Annotated in this window: 16 protein-coding genes; 7 read left to right on the top strand and 9 right to left on the bottom strand. The window is 38.7% G+C overall.

Annotation, left to right across the window (positions count from 1 at the left end):
• Nucleotides 1-13: 13 nt before the first annotated feature.
• The 3 genes from uraH to puuE all read right to left on the bottom strand — a co-directional run bounded on the left by uraH (nucleotide 14) and on the right by puuE (nucleotide 1,902).
• Nucleotides 14-337: a hydroxyisourate hydrolase gene (gene uraH / locus ABLC00_RS17840; protein WP_002054028.1), complete on the bottom strand. Its 324-nt coding sequence runs from the start codon at nucleotides 335-337 to the stop codon at nucleotides 14-16.
• Nucleotides 334-837 carry a 2-oxo-4-hydroxy-4-carboxy-5-ureidoimidazoline decarboxylase gene (gene uraD, locus ABLC00_RS17835; protein ID WP_006582453.1) on the bottom strand — a complete coding sequence of 168 codons (504 nt, stop codon included), beginning with the start codon at nucleotides 835-837 and terminating at the stop codon, nucleotides 334-336. The genes uraH and uraD overlap by 4 nt, the downstream gene beginning before the upstream one ends.
• A 99-nt stretch (nucleotides 838-936) precedes the next feature.
• On the bottom strand, nucleotides 937-1,902 hold the full coding sequence (puuE, locus tag ABLC00_RS17830; RefSeq protein ID WP_006582454.1) for an allantoinase PuuE: 966 nt from the start codon (nucleotides 1,900-1,902) through the stop codon (nucleotides 937-939).
• A gap of 252 nt (nucleotides 1,903-2,154) precedes the next feature.
• On the opposite strand from puuE, the gene ABLC00_RS17825 reads away from it, so the two are divergent.
• The 4 genes from ABLC00_RS17825 (at nucleotide 2,155) to dsbD (ending at nucleotide 5,816) form a co-directional block, all read left to right on the top strand.
• Entirely contained in the window at nucleotides 2,155-2,505 is a 351-nt protein-coding gene (locus ABLC00_RS17825; RefSeq protein WP_002053923.1) for an HPF/RaiA family ribosome-associated protein, read from the top strand.
• A gap of 158 nt (nucleotides 2,506-2,663) precedes the next feature.
• Entirely contained in the window at nucleotides 2,664-3,209 is a 546-nt protein-coding gene (locus ABLC00_RS17820; RefSeq protein ID WP_004711466.1) for an ankyrin repeat domain-containing protein, read from the top strand.
• Between the two features lie 12 nt (nucleotides 3,210-3,221).
• Nucleotides 3,222-3,989 carry a transporter gene (locus tag ABLC00_RS17815; RefSeq protein ID WP_002053755.1) on the top strand — a complete coding sequence of 256 codons (768 nt, stop codon included), beginning with the start codon at nucleotides 3,222-3,224 and terminating at the stop codon, nucleotides 3,987-3,989.
• Nucleotides 3,990-4,007: 18 nt separating this feature from the next.
• Nucleotides 4,008-5,816 carry a protein-disulfide reductase DsbD gene (dsbD, locus tag ABLC00_RS17810; RefSeq protein ID WP_006582455.1) on the top strand — a complete coding sequence of 603 codons (1,809 nt, stop codon included), beginning with the start codon at nucleotides 4,008-4,010 and terminating at the stop codon, nucleotides 5,814-5,816.
• Here dsbD and ABLC00_RS17805 read toward each other — a convergent pair whose 3' ends face one another.
• A complete protein-coding gene (locus tag ABLC00_RS17805; protein WP_006582456.1) occupies nucleotides 5,817-7,010 on the bottom strand; it encodes a sensor domain-containing diguanylate cyclase in 1,194 nt (397 codons plus the stop codon).
• A 178-nt stretch (nucleotides 7,011-7,188) separates the two neighbouring features.
• Nucleotides 7,189-8,100 (bottom strand): alpha/beta hydrolase, encoded by a 912-nt coding sequence (locus tag ABLC00_RS17800; protein ID WP_002053915.1) that lies wholly within the window; start codon nucleotides 8,098-8,100, stop codon nucleotides 7,189-7,191.
• Between the two features lie 149 nt (nucleotides 8,101-8,249).
• Between ABLC00_RS17800 and ABLC00_RS17795 the strand changes: the two genes are divergently transcribed.
• Nucleotides 8,250-8,687: a DUF2147 domain-containing protein gene (locus ABLC00_RS17795; protein WP_002053814.1), complete on the top strand. Its 438-nt coding sequence runs from the start codon at nucleotides 8,250-8,252 to the stop codon at nucleotides 8,685-8,687.
• 39 nt (nucleotides 8,688-8,726) lie between these two features.
• On the opposite strand, the gene ABLC00_RS17790 is transcribed toward ABLC00_RS17795, so the two are convergent.
• Together ABLC00_RS17790 and ABLC00_RS17785 are read right to left on the bottom strand one after the other, a co-directional pair.
• Nucleotides 8,727-9,077, bottom strand: a complete 351-nt coding sequence (locus tag ABLC00_RS17790) for an arsenate reductase (RefSeq protein ID WP_006580821.1) — start codon at nucleotides 9,075-9,077, stop codon at nucleotides 8,727-8,729.
• 456 nt (nucleotides 9,078-9,533) lie between these two features.
• Complete coding sequence (locus tag ABLC00_RS17785) at nucleotides 9,534-10,358, bottom strand: exodeoxyribonuclease III (protein ID WP_006582457.1); 825 nt, start codon at nucleotides 10,356-10,358, stop codon at nucleotides 9,534-9,536.
• Between the two features lie 38 nt (nucleotides 10,359-10,396).
• Between ABLC00_RS17785 and pyrE the strand changes: the two genes are divergently transcribed.
• Nucleotides 10,397-11,047: an orotate phosphoribosyltransferase gene (gene pyrE, locus ABLC00_RS17780; RefSeq protein ID WP_348941006.1), complete on the top strand. Its 651-nt coding sequence runs from the start codon at nucleotides 10,397-10,399 to the stop codon at nucleotides 11,045-11,047.
• A 50-nt stretch (nucleotides 11,048-11,097) separates the two neighbouring features.
• On the opposite strand, the gene ABLC00_RS17775 is transcribed toward pyrE, so the two are convergent.
• Both ABLC00_RS17775 and ABLC00_RS17770 read right to left on the bottom strand, forming a co-directional pair.
• Nucleotides 11,098-13,290 (bottom strand): TonB-dependent siderophore receptor, encoded by a 2,193-nt coding sequence (locus ABLC00_RS17775; protein ID WP_006582459.1) that lies wholly within the window; start codon nucleotides 13,288-13,290, stop codon nucleotides 11,098-11,100.
• A 226-nt stretch (nucleotides 13,291-13,516) separates the two neighbouring features.
• Nucleotides 13,517-13,729 carry a DUF1737 domain-containing protein gene (locus ABLC00_RS17770; protein ID WP_006582460.1) on the bottom strand — a complete coding sequence of 71 codons (213 nt, stop codon included), beginning with the start codon at nucleotides 13,727-13,729 and terminating at the stop codon, nucleotides 13,517-13,519.
• A 161-nt stretch (nucleotides 13,730-13,890) separates the two neighbouring features.
• On the opposite strand from ABLC00_RS17770, the gene gshB reads away from it, so the two are divergent.
• Nucleotides 13,891-14,838, top strand: a complete 948-nt coding sequence (gshB, locus tag ABLC00_RS17765) for a glutathione synthase (RefSeq protein ID WP_006582461.1) — start codon at nucleotides 13,891-13,893, stop codon at nucleotides 14,836-14,838.
• Nucleotides 14,839-14,903: the final 65 nt, after the last annotated feature.

Here is a 14,903-nt window from a genome sequence, read left to right as displayed (position 1 = left end):
ATTTATATTTGAATTAGCTGCCGCGATAAGTGGAGTAGGCAAAGGGGCTGATTAGTAATGGAATGTGATAATGCTGATTGATGTCTTCTATAAAAAATTGAATACAAACACGCGGGAAAAAAGTTTTGACTTCTTGCGAGGCAAAATAAGGAGCAATTTCAAATTCAAGTTGATAAGCACCTTCACTCAAGTCGTTTATTTCAAAATCACTCACTCGCCCATCTTGATTAGTGGTTGCGGTCGCAATTAGTTCGTGAGTTGCTGCATGAAACAATTTCACTTCGACCTGTGCAGCCGGTTTACCTAAATTCGTATCTAAAATATGAGTGCTGATCATGTTTGTACTTCCTGTGATAGACGTAATAGAGCAATTGCTGCGAGTTGCTCATGTACAATGACTTTTTCTATAGCTAAGTTGTTTTGAAGACGTTGATGGAGTTTTTTTAAAATATCTTCGCTACTGAGGCCGGCTGCTTTAATTAAAAAAATAAAACCAAACTTCTGTTCATACTCAAGATTACCTTGCAGCAGAGCTTGTTGTGTTTGCTCATCCAACGAGATACCAGCTTGTTCTTTAACTGAAAAATCTTGCTCTTTTGCATTGAGTTGTTTTTTTGCCTGTCGTTCCCCAATTTTTGGATGGGTTGCTAAAGCGGCCTGAATTTCTTGCCATGACCATGTGTGGCTTAATTGTTCTGCATACCCTAAAAGAACTGATGTTGAAGAGTAGGGACGTTCTGAAATAATTTTTTCGGCCCAAGCAGGAATATGGACGCAGTTGTTTAACAGAGTCTTGAGTTGCTCGGATGGGGCTTGATTAAACTCGGCTAAAAACACTGTTATTCCTAAACTCGTTATCATGATATAGAGTTTTAGCAATAACAGTGCCAAGAGTGGTTAATCTTTCACTAATGAATTTGGAAAATTAATAACCAACTAACGAGTTATGTGATTTTTAAACCAATATTCTGCAATATCCTGACGACGACACACCCAGACACGATCGTGCATTTGAATATAGTCGAGGAATCTTTGTAAGGCTTTAAAACGACCCGGACGCCCTAAAATACGGCAGTGCATTCCAATAGACATCATTTTTGGTGCAGTTTCACCTTCTGCATACAGAACATCAAAACTATCTTTTAAATATTGGAAAAACTGCTCTGAGCTATTAAATCCGCCCGGTGAGCAGAATTTCATGTCGTTACATTCGAGCGTATAAGGAATAATGAGATGAGGACGTGATGCACCAGCCGTATTGGTCAGTGTGGTCCAAAAAGGCAGGTCATCACCATAATAATCAGAGTCGTATTGTATTTGTGGAAACTCTGCGAGTAACTGACGGGTATTAGGACTATCACGTCCGGTATACCAACCTATAGTCTTATTTCCAAACAAGTTTTCTAAAACTGATAAGGCTTGTTCCATGTGCTGTTTTTCGACTTCAATGTCGGTATCTTGATAGTGAAGCCAGCGGTAGCCATGAGAAACGACATCATAATCAGCTTCTTTAATGGCTTCGACAATATAAGGGTTACGGGCCAGCGCCATGGCAACGCCGAAGATAGTCATTGGAAGCTTGCGCCGTTGGAACTCACTATGGATGCGCCAAAAACCAGCACGTGAACCATATTCGTACATAGAGTCCATCGACATATGCTTAGCTGGATAGCTTGCAGCACCAATAATTTCTGATAAAAATTGCTCCGAACCTGCGTCGCCGTGTTCAATATGCTTTTCGCCACCTTCTTCATAATTCAACACAAATTGCACGGCAATCTTAGCATTGTTGGGCCATTTCACCTCTGGAGGCTGTCCGTGATAACCGATTAAATCACGTGAATAAGGAGACTTTTGAATCTGCTCAATGAGTTCTGCTCCAGATAGATAAGATTCGGTCACAATTGCTCTCCTTTTGTTCAATTTTTCATAAAAATTTAAAAAATCAGCTTGCATATTTTTATAGATGGACTGATATTGAAGGTATGAAGATCTTCAAAATAAATTAAAAGCGGTACGTTTAAGTCAGGAGATAACAAACCATTACACCATCAAAATGTACAATTAAAGTCAGTTCATGCATGCTTAAAACATGCCAACATAAAAAAGTTTTGCATAGAAAAGATCCACAGTAAGAAAGAGAGGATGGTATTTATGAATATTGAAATCCGCACAGATAAAAACATCCATAATAGTGAACGTTTAATTACTTATGTACGTGCAGAACTTACTCAAGAATTCCAACGTCATAGCGAACGTATTACACATTTCTCAGTTCATTTTAGTGATGAAAATGGGGACAAAGGTGGCGATAAAGATATCCACTGTATGATCGAAGCACGTCCTGCTGGCTTGAAACCAGTGGCAGTGCACCATAAAGCAGGAAATATTGATGCCTCAATTCATGGTGCGATTGAAAAACTAAAACGTAGCCTTGAACATACTTTTGAGAAAAAGGAACACCCGAGAGGTGGTCAACCAGAATTCATTGATGATGAAGTTTAAAAATTGCTAAAAAGCCCTTCGGGGCTTTTTTTATGAAAAATAAAAAAGACGGATAAAAACTCTTCACAACTTTTGGTTTGCAATGCAATAGCATTGACCTCTAAAATCTTCATCAGAGATTAGGCATAATAGCCCTAATATATTTTTGAGAGATGGTCATGTTAACCACCCAGCAGCAGGCTTTAATTAAAGCCATAGAAGAATTAGAACTTACGCAAGTACAAAAATTACTTGCTGAGGGGCTTGATCCGAATTTCATTGATCCGGAACAAGGGCCACCTGTATCAATTATTTGTGATGGAATTTTTAAATGGTGGGAAGATGTCTCGGAAGCGTATGAAGCAGGCACTCCCTTATCAAAAGAAGAAAAAGATCAAGCATTACAAGTTTATCTCGATATCCTTGAAGCCTTAATTCAGGCAAAGGCAAATGTTCATCTTTGGGATGCAGAAGAATTTTATGGTCCACTATGGGATGCAGCAAGTTCGGCATGCGCACCAGCGGTTCAACGTTTACTTGATGAAAAAGTTGATCCAAACACACGTGATGAAGAAGGACTCACCATTTTATCTTCAATCAGTCAGTTGTTCTTTGATTGTGATTTTGATGAAATAGATTGGTCAGAAGCGCTTCAAGAAGAGCGTGAAACACTAGAGTTATTGCGCCATCATGGAGCAAAAATGTCAAAAGAACTAACTACTTGATTGGAATATAGAATGAGAACATTTCAAATTTTAACTTTTGCTCTGACCACTGTTGCCGCAGGAAGTAGTTTTGCCGCAGAGTTCTCGTTTGACCGTCCAGGTTCGGGCTTCGGAACAGGTATCACTCCAGTGGGGCAGTTAGCTTGGGAACAAGGTTTGCCAAGTGCAACTTATACAGAAGCAACTGTTGATGGCGTGAAAGAAAAAACCGTAACTGTACATGGCGATATGTTATTCCGTACAGGTTTGGCGAAAGACTTAGAATTACAATTGGGTTGGCAAGGTCCGGGTTGGACTCAAACCAAGCGCGCTGGTAAAAAGACAGATACCTCTGGTTTAGGTGATGTAAGCATCGGCTTAAAAAAAGCGATTGATTTAAATGATGAAAATTTAACAATGGCTGTCTTGGCTCAAGCGCTTATTGCAACGGGTAATGATGAGTTTACTGAACATGACGATATTTATAGTTTAAGTTCAGCAGTGGCTTATCAGTATAATGATTTGATCAATACTGCAATTACGATGCGTTACGAAGTGCAAAACAGCAACTGGGCTGTAACAGCCATTCCAACAATCAATTATAAAATTGCTGGCAAACTTTCTGGCTATTCTGAATTTGTTTACCGTAAAGCTGAAAGCCAAGACTACCAATATGGTTTAGGTACAGGTTTAGTGTATGCAGTTAATAAACGTACTCAACTTGATGCAAGTGTAGGTGTCGATTTAGAGGGTCAAGATAAAGGCTACCATGGTGGCTTGGGCATGGCATTCTTATTTTGATAAAACCAACTTGAATTGATGTTAATGAAAAAGCTTATTTCTCAGGGAATTATTTATTTTCTAGCAGCTGCTAGTTTTGTATTGAGCCAGTTTGTTTTTGCAGAAGATAAGCTACTTTCACCCGAACAGGCTTTTTCATTTTCGGTTGAATCGCCACAATCGCATACCGCAAAGTTATCGTGGCAGATTCAGCCAAATTATTATTTGTATCAGCATAAATTTACTGTCCAGCAGGGTAATCAACCTTTAGCTTTAAATTTGCCTAAAGCCGTTTCTCAATATGATGAGAACTATGGGCAAAGTCAGGTTTATTACCATCAAGTCAACTTCCAGATTAAGACTAAACCTTCAGAGCACTACACTGTAACTTGGCAAGGCTGTGCCAAAGACCGTATTTGTTATCCGCCACAAACTATTGAGTTTCAAACCGATGCAGATGGTCTGGTTGGTGTACAAAATCAAGCAGGAACAGCACAGAAACGCTTATTAGATTTGGCAAATAAACCAGTATCTCAAGAACCTTTAGAAGATCCGACAAGTTCAGAAAATAAAGCTGAAGCGGCTGCTCCCCAAATTGCACAAGACCAGATTTGGTCAGCTAAATTAATTGAACACTCACTTTGGTATGGTGTTTTATTGTTTTTAGGTTTAGGCATGCTGCTTGCATTTACGCCATGTTCTTTACCAATGTTGCCAATTTTAACCTCACTGATTATTCGAGAACATAAGGGTTTAAAGGCTTGGACCATTGCGCTTACCTTTGTGTGTAGTATGGCATTGGTTTATGCAGGTCTAGGTTTAATTGCTTCTTCAGCAGGGCTAAATTTCCAACGCTGGTTACAACAGCCTGCTACGCTTATCGCGTTTAGTTTACTGTTTGTAGTTTTTGCGCTGAATCTATTTGGATTGTTTGAGCTTCGTTTACCGCAAACGTGGTTAAATCGGCTTGATCGTATTCAGTCTATGCAACAAGGTGGTACTTTGGTTGGTGCCGGGGTCATGGGCGTAGTTTCTGCGCTCTTGGTTGGTCCATGTATGACTGCACCTTTAGCTGGAACCTTATTATTTATTTCTCAAACCCAGAACCAATGGCAAGGTGCTTTGCTTTTATTCTGTCTAGGTTTTGGGATGGGAATTCCTTTACTCATTGCCAGTGTTTTAGGTGCAAAGTTCTTACCTAAAGCAGGTGACTGGATGCATCAGATTAAAGTAATTTTTGCTTTTCTGATGTTAGGATTAAGTCTTTATTTTATTCGCCCTTTATTGCCAGATTGGGGCATGCAAGTGCTTAGTTTATTGCTAGGGCTGGCTTTTATTATTTATGCGCTGTATCAATTCTTTTGGAAAAAAGGGCAGTTACAGTGGCTATATGCCTTACTACTTTTATTGGTAACGCCATTTGTTGCTTATAACCAGTATCAGCATTTTCAAAATCGAAGTTTGCAAAGTTCCGACCATATGGCTGAATGGCATGTTGCAACTACAGCCGCAGACTTTCAGAAAATTTTAGCAGCAGCGCCTGCTGATCGGGCTATTGTCGTGGATGTCTATGCAGATTGGTGTGTGGCTTGTCAGCCTATTGAACATCGTATTTTAAAAGCACCAGAAGTTCAGTCAGCTCTTGCGCCTTACTACCTCATTAAGCTTGATTTGAGCCATTATGATCAGTCACATGAAGCTCTACTCAAGCAGTGGAATATTCTTGGGCCACCAACCTATCTCTTTTTAAATAAGCAACAACAAGAAATTCGTTCTTTGCGTTTAACAGGTGCCTTTAGTCAGCAAGAGCTTTCGCAACAGCTTTCCAGCTTATCGAAAGCTAAATAGTCAAATTGATTTTATATGTGGTATTTGTTGAAAAGTGCGGACTTGATTACGCCCTGAAGCCTTTACCGCATAAAGTGCTTCATCGGCCTGTCGAATCACAACGTATGGATCGTTTGCAAAAGCAGAGCTACTAATTCCAAAGCTTGCACTTACATGAATCTGAATATTCTGATTATTGAAAATAGATAACCCTTGTAAGGCAAGTCGGCAACGTTCCGCAATTTTTTCCGCTTGAATAATGTCGGTATGAGGGAGTAATAAAATAAATTCTTCTCCACCAAATCGACCAATGATGTCTTCAGTACGTAAATTTTCAGAAAGACATTGAGCAATTTTAATCAGGACCTGATCGCCCTGATGATGTCCATATACATCATTAATTTTTTTAAAATGGTCTATGTCGAGAAGGACTAAAGCATAATCGAATTGTTGTTCGTGCAGTGTTTCAAGATGCGCATTTAAACTGCGTCTATTTAATACATTAGTTAATGGGTCGATCTGGCTTAAGCGTTGAATATAAGTTTCTCTTTGGCGCCATTGAGTTAGTAGAATTTCAAATAAAATAAAGCACGCCACTAAAATTGGCATAATAAAAAACAGCATACTCCCTAACCAAAATGGATTGGTTTGAGCATGTCGGATAGCCGTGAAGTTAAATAGTGGAGCGTAGGGTATAACCCCATTCATACTTAAATAAGTACACACGGCTAAAATAATTGTTGCTGGTATAAAAGCGCTATAAACAATTTTTCTTTCAAATAAAACTAAACCTACGCCAATCGTACCTACATAACCGACCATTGTGGCTGGGCTGATACTTCCTATTAAATAACCATCGTGACACAGCATGAGCATAAAGGCTTGCACGCTAATAAGAGGAACAATTTTTTGAGCCCAGTCTTGGTCTTTATAGCGGTAACACGGAATAATCAGCAAAGCTAATAAAAATAAGGTCAATAAGTTGAGCCAGAGCTGTGATTCGACTAAAGGTAAATTTGACCATTGCCAGACACTAGGCGTTATTAAGATATAACCTTTCCATAAAATCCAACTGAAATTCATTGCACAGGCGAGGGTCAGCATCAGTGCACTTTTTTGTAACGGGGTCCAATTAATAATATGATTGTTATGGATGAATTCGAGAATCACCTGTTTTATTTTATTTATAGGATGAGTGATTAAACGAATTTTCATAATAATAAAGGAACTCCTAAATAGTGATATCTCTTCTTCAGATCATCCTAAAATGGGGGAGTTTGAATGATTCATAACCTAAACATACCATGATTCACTCATTAAACCTTAAGATTAAAGTTTTTATAAATAAGATGAAGTGAGAGGTATTTCAAACTCATCACTTCATTCATTTTAATTAAGTTTTATCAAGTTCATGAGCAAATTCGGCAATATCTGCCATCGCATGTTTTGCTTCGTCGAACCAAGCATTAAACATCTGAAAGTTATGCCACATGCCTGTATAAAGTTTAAAATGTACTTTGACACCTGCTTCTTCAGCTTTTTCTCTAAAGCGTTTTGCATCGTCTAATAAAATTTCTTTAGAACCCACCTGTACTAAAGTCGGTGGCAAACCTTCTAAGTTATCAAAAATAGGCGAAACACGTGGGTCATCTGCTGCAATATGGTTGCCAATATAATGTTGAATACCTATTTGCAGGGCTTCAAGAGAAAGCAAGGCATCATGTTTTTGGTTAAATCTTAAAGATTCACTGGTTAAGGTCAAATCTAAGAAAGGTGACAATAAAATTAGACCGCTTGGCATGAGTTCGGGTTGTTCTTTTAAACGCAAGCAAAGTGCCAAAGCTAAATTAGCCCCGCATGAATCTCCCGATAAAATAATATCTTTGGGCTGAATACCTTGAACTAATAATGATTGATATACGTCATATAATGCTTCGATCGCTTCAGGATATGGATGTTCCGGTGCAAGTGGATAGTCCACATGAATGATTTGCATTTGAGTGCGGGCAGCTAAATCCGTCATAAATGCATGATGGGTTTTTACACTGCCCAGAAAAAAAGCGCCGCCGTGAATATGAAAAATAAGCTGGGTTGCTGAATCCTGAGCTTTAATTTCCTCACCTTTTACACCAGCAAGTCGGATCGGACGAACAGTTACATTTTTTTGTTTTGGAAATGCTCGGCAAAGTTGTTCAAGCATAGGGCGTAGAGCAGTTGGAGGTAAATTCAACTGACTTGGTTTGCGAATTGCTGTTTTAAGAAATGTTTCTGTTAAATAATATTTTAAAACGTTTGGTATATTCATATAGTATCCGCTTATGTTAATAACTTGTTTCCCTATAAATTTTATTTTTCAAGGTTACAAGGTTACACGAAACAGTCACATTCAAAAATTGCAATATCGTTGCGAGTTTTGAATACTGAAGTCTTGAAAGACCCAAGGATATTACAAAAATGAAAAAGATTGCTTTAGCTTTAGGACTTGTTGGTATGGCTGCATTTGCCAATGCGGCTGACCCACTAAACGGAACGGTATGGAAAACGATTGATGACCAAACCAATAAGCCCAAAGCCGTAGTAAAGTTTACGGAACAGAAGGATGGAACCTTAACTGCAACCATTCAAAGCATTTTGACACCAGGTGAAGAAAACTCTTGTACAAAATGTGAAGGTCCGTATAAAAACAAACCGCTTAAAGGTGTGACCATTGTACATAATCTAAAAAATGTAGGTGGTACCAGTTATGAAAACGGTACAATTTTAGACCCTAAATCTGGCAAAACTTACAAATTAAAAGGTGAGTTGGCTGAGGGTGGTAAAAAGCTTAAATTACGCGGCTATATTGGTGTTTCAGCATTGGGCCGTAACCAAACGTGGATTCGTGCGAACTAAATCTGTGAATGAAAAAAACGAGCCATTTGGCTCGTTTTTTTATGCATTTAAGTTTTGATAGGCAGTTTCATCAAAACCGACCAGAAAACCTTTAGAGGTCTGTAGAACTGGTCGTTTAATTAAGCTTGGCTGAGCAATTAGCGCTTCAATAAGATAATCTTCGCTACTTAAAGCACGAGTTTGTTCATCTTCAGATAGTTTTTTCCACGTAGTACCTTTCTTGTTGAGAACGGTATCTTGTCCAATTTCTTTTAACCAGATTTTCAAGGTATCGGCATCAATCCCTTGTTTCTTATAGTCGTGAAATTCGTAACTCAAACCTTTTGCTTGTAAGGCATCAAATGCTTTTTTCATTGAATTACAGTTTTTAATACCATAAATTTTTAACATTTTATCGGATCATGTCAAAAAGAAAGAACACACAGCCTAACCCAAAATGCATTTGGGCACTACTTTATACCGATACTTTTAAAACAAATGAAAAATAATGATTAAAACAATAAAGAATGTCATGTTATTGTCATAAGACAAGGTAATAATGAACTCAATAAGAAGAATCTAGAAAACTAAAAGAACTTAGCGCAAAAAATAAGAGATAGAAAAGAGAAAACCCGCATTTAATCATCCTGATCATGCGGGTCTCATTTCAACGTCCATTGTCACATCCTTGCAAATAAACTTATCTTAAGTTTATTTTATCTTCCTACGGCGTCCTATCCTTTTGCGTCATCCTGACTGCTTCCCTGTGCCGTGGGGCTATAATGCCGTTAAACGTGTGTAAGAAAAATACTCAAAAACGACATGTGTTGTAAGCAAAAACGACAATGCAAGTGAACACTTGTTCACTTAATCTTGAATTTTATAGTCGATGATAACTGGAGCATGATCGCTAAACCATTGATCTTTATAAACCCATGCATTTACTGTGCGTGCTTTCCAGTCTGGTGAACATGCTTGGTAGTCAATACGCCACCCTACGTTTTTCGCACGAGCTTGTCCGCGATTTGACCACCATGAGTACAATTCGGCTTCTGTTCTTACCACACGGAAGGTGTCTACATAGCCAAGTTCATCATAAATATGATCAAGCCAAGCACGCTCATGTGGTAAACAGCCAGACGACTTTTGGTTGCCCGACCAGTTTTTAATATCAATCCGTTTATGAACGATGTTGTAATCGCCACAAATAATGATGGACTTATTCTCATCACGCCATTGTTTTAAGATTTTTGCGTATTCACCCAAAAATAAATCTTTACGTGCCTGCGCTTCTTCACCACTTGAGCCCGAAGGTAAGTATAATGATGCAATATGTACGGGATGTGACAAACCTAAATCGAATTCGGCAGAAATGAAGCGGCCTTGACTATCGGCCAATTCAAACCCTAAACCATCTTTAATAGAGACAAAGGGTAAGCGGCTATAAATTGCAGTACCTGCGTAACCTGCACGCTCTGCTGGAAAGAGATGGGTATGCCATCCCTCGGGTCTAAACTTTTCAGTCCATTGTTCATGGGTAATGCGGCTTTCCTGCATGCATACGACATCGGCATCGGATTGTTCTAACCATTCAAGTAAGCCTTTCGTCACTGAAGAACGTAAGCCATTTACGTTAATGGAAACGACTCGAAGAATTTTTACATCACTTGGATACTGATCCTTTGGTATCATGCGAAAATTTAACCTCAATTGTGAATTTGGAGCACCTCATGACAACGCCTGTGTCATTTCACCCGCAAGCATTTATCGAACTCGCATTATCACGCGGTGTGCTTAAATTTGGTGAGTTTACTTTAAAATCTGGACGCGTGAGTCCTTATTTTTTTAATGCAGGCCTACTCAACGATGGTGAAGCTTTATCTCTTTTAGCGCAAGGCTATGCCGATAAATTAACACAATGCGAAAATGTTGATGTGATTTTTGGACCAGCTTACAAAGGTATTCCATTTGTAGCTGCGACTGCTGTTGCTTTGTCGCAAACACATAACAAGAGCGTGCCATGGGGCTTTAACCGCAAAGAAGCAAAAGATCATGGTGAAGGCGGTGTTTTAGTCGGTGCTGCGGTTGAAGGTAAAAAAGTTTGGATTATTGATGACGTGATTACCGCAGGCACAGCGATTCGCGAAGTGATAACGATTTTGAAAAATGCTGGTGCAACTATTGCGGGTGTTTTGGTTGCGCTAGATCGTCAAGAACGTGGTCAAGGTGAGCTTTCTGCAATTCAGGAAGTTCAAAAAGAATTAGAAATTCCTGTGCACGCACTGATTACCATGAAAGATTTAATGGATTATTTAGAGGCGAAAGGCGAAAAAGAAGCTTTAGCCAATATGCAAGCTTATCGTGAAAGATACGGTATCTAACAAGAAAAAGGCATACCTCTAAAATAGGGGTATGCCTTTTTAATACTTACTTAAAATTGATAATTCAAACGCAATAACACATTACGTGGTGTGCCTGGCATGCTGTCTGAACGCCAGTATTCTTTATTTGTTAAATTGTTCACCGCAAGCGTAACATTCCACGGGTCGGCACTATAGCCAATTGCTGCATCGACACGATTGAAGCCTTCCATTTTTACTTGATTATTAATATTTGGATAATAAGAACCGACATAGGTCACGCCCACTTCGGTATACCACTGCTCGGTTGGTAAATAACGAACAAATAAATTACCTGTGTTCTTAGATGTGTTTGCTAAATAGTTGCCTTCACGTTCAGGATTTTGCTTGTCTTCTTTTACTTTTGCATCTGTGTAGCCATACCCACCGCGAACAAAGACATTATCAAGTACACGCCCAATAAAGCTAAATTCGAGACCACGAGATTGATGCTGACCCGCAGTTGCCCATACATCTGGCTCACTGTCTGGGTTTGGTTTATAGCGAATATTATTTTTACGAATATCAAAGACAGAAAATTGAGTATTTAACCGATTATCTAACCATTCACTTTTTACACCCACTTCATATTGCTCATTATATTGAGGCTCTTTATCCATTTTTGTGACATCGGTGCTCCCAGTAACTTGGTTAACACCCATTTGTCCGCCAAATGGTGCAAAACTCTTAGAGTAAGACGTATAAAAGCTATGTTCTGGAACGGGTTGCCAGACTAAACCCACATTTGGACTAAGACTACTGTCTTTTACATTACGATGATCATTATTAAGTTTATTGGTAGTTGAAAAGTCAAAGTAATCATAACGTAGGCCCATCATGAGTTTAAGTTGGTCATTTAGACCAATTAAATCCTGAACAAATACACCATAAGTGGTACCTTCATTGTAGTTATGTTGGCTAATTAAAAGAGGGCCATTGCCACGACTATATTCACGTTCACCAGTGAGCGGATTAATATAACCATAAATGGCTGAACCGTTTTGAGTCTTATTGGCTAGACGTGGTTCTCGTTGCTCATAGGTCCAGTCTGTACCGACCATAATTTGATGCTCAAGCGAGCCTGTTTTGAATTTGCCCTTAATATCAAAGGTATTGGTCGTGGTCTTATTGCTAGTTTGTTGCCAATAGTAAATTTGATTGATATAGCCTTTTTTTGTTGTACAGGTTTTGCCTTTTAAATCTTTGCCATCTAACCCACAATAAGTTCCAAAATAAAAGTGGTCAAAGTTCTGTTCTGCTTGACGGTAACTCGCTGCCCAGTGGAAGTTCCAGTCAGGTGCATATTCATAATTTACATCGGTGCGGACCACTTGCAAAATATCATCAACATAATCGCCATCTTGGGCAAATCCTGTTTTGATAGATGTATCTACAGGTAGATTGTCACGCGTTGGCCCACGGTCAGGAACTCGACCTAATTTGTCATAGGTATATTGTGTGGTCCAAGTGAGTGTTCCATCGTCATTTTTATAGGTAAAGCTTGGAGAGAGCATCTCAATTTTATTTTTAATACCTGAGCGGAAGCTGCCTGCCTCGCCATATTCTCCAGTCAAACGTACTGCTAAATTGTCGTTAAGTACTTGGTTGATGTCAGCCGTTGTTCCGTAATTATCGTATGAACCCGCATATGCACCAACTGAACTTTTAGAGTCAAAATTGGCAAACTTACTCACCATATTCACAACCCCACCACCAGCGCTACGTCCATACAAAACCGAAGCAGGGCCTTTTAAAATTTCAATACGTTCGATATTGGCTGTACTGCGACGTACTTGCCCGCTTTCACGTATACCGTCGCGGTAAATATCACCTGTGTCTGCACCAAAACCACGAATGGTAATTCCATCACCACGCATATCGTAACTGGTTGATACCCCTGGGGTACCTTGCAGCATGACGCTTAAGTCATTTGATCCATAAATTTTATATTTTTGAACATCAATAGTATCAATAGTTTGCGGAATATCTTTTTTGTCTAAACCATTACGTGTGACATTGGCTTTGTCATAGTCGATATAACTTTTGATGGGATCGAGTTCACTCATCGCTTCAATTTTTATAGTTGGCATGACTGCTGCAACTTTTGAAGATGAGTCCGCTAATTCCTCTGCGTAGGCACCTTGAATATTCAAGATCATTAAACTGAGTAGGCTAAGTGGGAACGAGCTTTTAATTTGGGGAGATGATATAGAAATTTTTAACATAAAAATAAAGTCAATTAACAAAAATAAAAGTATAAATGATAATTATAATCATTTAATTGTTTAGAATAAAAGAACTATTGCTTATAAAATTATCGTGATAGATTTTTAATTGTTGATTTTAAAAAAATAATTTATGTGATGAATAATTGCTTGATTGAAATGATTAGTTTTATTTATGAATAGAGGTTTGAAGAGGGTGCTTCATTATTAAAAAACACCCTTAGAGTTAAGCATTGTTTTTGAGCACATCTACAATATCCATTTCTGGATCATAGTTTTCATCAATCGTTTTGCAAATTGCTTGGCCCACTATCACTTGAGTGCCATTAAAGGTCATGGTTGGTGCTCCATATAATTCCCAGCCATGATTGAGCGCTTTAGTCACTCGTGCGCAAAAAGCAGAGTCATCAGGGCCTGTTAAATAGCGATAAAGTTTCATCTTTAGCCTTTAAAAAATAATATTTTATGATCTTAGTTTAACTGAGTTTATCTGAATTCAAGATAAAGAAATAACAGATAAGGTTTTACTGAAATTAAGAAAAATGAGTGAAAAATCTCAGTTATACTCATACTAATTTAAATTTTAAGAAGAGCTTGAGCATGCGTGTACTTGTCGTCATGGATCCGATTGAAACCGTAAATCTGAAAAAGGATTCAACCATGGCAATGTTGTGGGCGGCGAGCCGTCGTGGACATGAGTTAGGTTATGCATTACAACAAGATTTATATATCGATCAAGGTAAGGCTTACGGTCTAATCTCTCCGTTAAAAGTTTTCGAAGATTACAATCATTATTATGAGTTGGGCGAAAAGAAAAAAGAATCGATCGCGGCTTATGATGTTGTACTCATGCGTAAAGATCCGCCTTTCGACATGAATTTTGTCTACACGACTTATGTGCTTGAGCAAGCTGAGCGCGAAGGCGCATGGATTATTAACAAGCCTCAATCACTGCGTGATTGCAATGAAAAACTTTTTGCTACGCAGTTTCCAGAGCTACAAGTGCCTACACTTGTGACATCACAGCAGAGCCTGATTCGTGAATTTATTAAAGAACATGGCGATGTGATTGTTAAGCCACTTGACGGGATGGGCGGGATGGGTATTTTCCGTTTATACCAAGACGGTGTAAATATTGGTTCTACATTGGAAATGTTGACAGAATTAGGCACTCGTCCAATTATGGCGCAGCGTTATATTCCTGAAATTGTAGAAGGGGATAAACGAATTCTAATGGTGAATGGTGAACCTGTTCCGTACTGTCTAGCTCGTATTCCACAAAATGGTGAAGTGCGTGGTAATTTGGCAGCTGGTGGTTTAGGTCAAGCGCGTCCACTTACTGAAAATGACAAACTCATTGCAGCGAAAATCGGGCCTTTCTTACGTGAAAAAGGATTGGTATTTGTTGGGCTTGATGTGATTGGTAATTATGTGACTGAAATTAATGTGACTAGCCCAACCTGTATTCGTGAAATTGATGCTCAATTTGGTACATCAATTGCCGATGATCTATTTGACGTATTAGAAGCGGGTCGTCCTGCTCAATAATCCAGTTTGAGTGATTTCCTAAGCGTATGCTGGGAAATCACCTAAAAATATATCAATTAATAAAA

It is taken from the genome of Acinetobacter nosocomialis, assembly GCF_041021905.1.
In the GTDB taxonomy this organism is placed as follows: Bacteria; Pseudomonadota; Gammaproteobacteria; order Pseudomonadales; family Moraxellaceae; genus Acinetobacter; species Acinetobacter nosocomialis.
The sequence above is the reverse complement of the archived record's forward strand: the minus strand, read 5'-3'. Positions and strand labels throughout refer to the sequence as shown.